Source organism: Marinobacter sp. L-13 (genome assembly GCF_056857715.1).
The window spans coordinates 1-2,217 of the sequence record NZ_JBSXNQ010000002.1 but is presented as its reverse complement, the minus strand read 5'-3'; the positions used below and the strand labels follow the sequence as shown (position 1 = coordinate 2,217).

4 protein-coding genes and 1 pseudogene are annotated in these 2,217 nt (G+C 53.5%); 4 read left to right on the top strand and 1 reads right to left on the bottom strand.

Translation table 11 applies throughout. The features are described 5' to 3' along the window. The 3 genes from AC13DD_RS00040 to AC13DD_RS00030 form a co-directional block, all read left to right on the top strand. On the top strand, positions 1–486 hold a 486-nt coding region (locus tag AC13DD_RS00040), incomplete at its 5' end, for a group II intron maturase-specific domain-containing protein (RefSeq protein WP_482930647.1). 163 nt (positions 487–649) lie between these two features. Further along, on the top strand, positions 650–907 hold the full coding sequence (locus tag AC13DD_RS00035) for a type II toxin-antitoxin system Phd/YefM family antitoxin (RefSeq protein WP_008170664.1): 258 nt from the start codon (positions 650–652) through the stop codon (positions 905–907). Beyond that, on the top strand, positions 895–1,197 hold the full coding sequence (locus AC13DD_RS00030; RefSeq protein ID WP_008170662.1) for a type II toxin-antitoxin system RelE/ParE family toxin: 303 nt from the start codon (positions 895–897) through the stop codon (positions 1,195–1,197). Before AC13DD_RS00035 ends, AC13DD_RS00030 begins: the two co-directional genes overlap by 13 nt. A gap of 110 nt (positions 1,198–1,307) precedes the next feature. Here AC13DD_RS00030 and AC13DD_RS00025 read toward each other — a convergent pair whose 3' ends face one another. After that, complete coding sequence (locus tag AC13DD_RS00025; protein ID WP_482930646.1) at positions 1,308–1,802, bottom strand: lactoylglutathione lyase family protein; 495 nt, start codon at positions 1,800–1,802, stop codon at positions 1,308–1,310. A 52-nt stretch (positions 1,803–1,854) separates the two neighbouring features. On the opposite strand from AC13DD_RS00025, the pseudogene AC13DD_RS00020 reads away from it, so the two are divergent. Next, positions 1,855–2,217 (top strand): annotated as a pseudogene (locus AC13DD_RS00020) (transposase); the annotation flags it as partial.

Below are 2,217 nucleotides of genomic sequence, written 5' to 3'. Positions count from 1 at the left end.
CTGAGGCTCACAGTGAATACACGAAAGAGCGCGGTAGACCGGCCCTGGAAGCGCAGCTTCCTGGGCTTCACCCTCAGCCGGAAAGGGCAGCGATTGAAAGTGGCTGACAAAGCCATCACCAAGCTGAAAACCCAGATCCGGATACTGAGCCGCCGAACACGGGGCCACTCATTAGCCCGGGTGATCGCAGACTTAAAAGACACCCTGCTTGGTTGGAAAGCGTACTTCGACGCAGCCGAAGTACTGAGCCCGCTGCGGGACCTGGACAAGTGGATACGGCGGAGAATGAGAAGTTACGTGTGGAAGCAATGGGGCCGAAAGGGGTATCGTGAGCTGAGAAAGCGGGGCGTCTCGGTCAAATTGGCCTGGAACACTGCGAAATCAGCCCACGGCCCGTGGCGGCTGAGTCATTCGCCGGCACTGCGGCAAGCCTTACCGGCCCGGTTGTTTCGGAGCTATGGACTGCCGGAACTGGCAGTGCGGTAACGGGTTGAGTCAAGTCACTGAATCGCCGTGGTACGTGATCCGTATGCCCGGTGATGTGGGAGGAGGGGCATCGTGAGGTGCCTCCCTATCCCGATTAGCTGTGATTGCCTCACCCGAAAAGTGATACTATAGTATCACTATAAATTTGGATCAGGGTTAGCCCATGAAAGTTGAGCTTGTTACGAACCTTAAGCGCCAAGCCACAAAGATTCTTGCAGATTTGCACTCGTCTAAGGAGCCGATACTGATCACGGAGCATGGTCAGCCATCCGCATACCTTGTTGATGTGCAGGATTATGAGTTTATGCAGCGTCGACTTGAGCTGCTTGAGGGGCTCTCACGGGGAGAGCGTGCTGTACTTGAGGGAAGAACGTACAGCCAGAGTGAGGCCAGGGAGAAAATGAGTAAATGGCTGAAGTAATCTGGACGGAGCCCGCCCTTCAAGAACTGGATGCCATCGCCGAGTACATTGTTCTTGATAATCCTGCAGCCGCAAGTCACCTGGTCCAGGATGTTTTCGATAAGACCGAGCGTTTGGAAGATTTTCCCCAATCCGGACGGATTCCTCCAGAACTCCCTAATTCAGTATACAGGGAGGTAGTGGTTCCGCCGTGTCGCATTTTTTATCGTGAGGATGATAAGCGAGTTCTCATTCTCTATGTCATGCGAGAGGAGCGACAGCTTCGGGCGTACATGCTTGGGAACAGCTAACCAGGCGCGGCACTCGGATGCCTATGTCTCCGCTTCGCTTCATAGCAAAGCCAAGCGTTAAATCAAGGAGACTTCCCGTAGCAGAAAGCCCCCTGAAACTGTCTTGGCGCTTATTGGTAGGCGCCCGCACTGTAGATCAATTCATAGCTGTGGCTATAGATTTCCAGGATGTTTCCGAACGGGTCTTCCATATAAATCATGCGGTAGGGCTTCTCGCCGGGGTAATAGTAGCGCGGTTTCTCCATGCGCTTTTTGCCACCTGCGGCCACAATCCGCTCTGCCAGTTCCTCTACGTTCGGGTCTTGAACGCAGAAATGAAAAACCCCTGTTTTCCAATACTCGAAATTGTCTTCCGGGTTGGTCTGGTTCTTAAACTGGAAAAGCTCCACACCAATCCGATCGCCTGTCGATAAGTGAGCGATACGGAACTTGCCCCAGCCCGCGCCAAATACGTCTGTGCACATTTCTCCAATGGCGCTGTCGTCTTCCTCGATCTCGGTTGGTTCCATAATCAAATACCAACCCATAACCTCCGTGTAGAACTTTACGGCTTGTTCAAGATCCGGCACGGATATGCTGTAGTAGCCCCCATTTAAACCGGACACCTTGGTAGAAGCAAAGGCCTAGGCATAGACCTAGTGCAAAGGAGTGTCCAAGGTGGAGAGAATCGAAGTCATAACCGGAGTGCAGCGCCGTCGCCGGTATTCCGCGCAGGAGAAAGCATTCATGGTTGCAGAGTGTGAGCAGCCAGGCATGTCGGTATCGCTTGTAGCCCGGCGTCATGGTATATCAGCAAGTCTGTTGTTCCGTTGGAAGAAGCTGATGAAAGACGGTGGCATGTCCGCGATTGAATCCGGTGATGAGGTTGTAAGCGCATCCGAGGTGAAAGCCCTGAACAAGAAGGTTCGGGAGCTGGAGCGGATGTTAGGCCGTAAGACGATGGAAGCTGAAATACTCCGGGAAGCCCTGGAGGTGGCTCAGTCAAAAAAGTTGATCTCGCGCATGCCGTTGCTGCCACCG

What these genes read in the sequence shown, in the direction of transcription:
- AC13DD_RS00035 (WP_008170664.1), top strand. Translation starts at nt 650, where the DNA reads ATGAAAGTTGAGCTTGTTACGAACCTTAAGCGCCAAGCCACAAAGATT.
- AC13DD_RS00030 (WP_008170662.1), top strand. Translation starts at nt 895, where the DNA reads ATGGCTGAAGTAATCTGGACGGAGCCCGCCCTTCAAGAACTGGATGCC.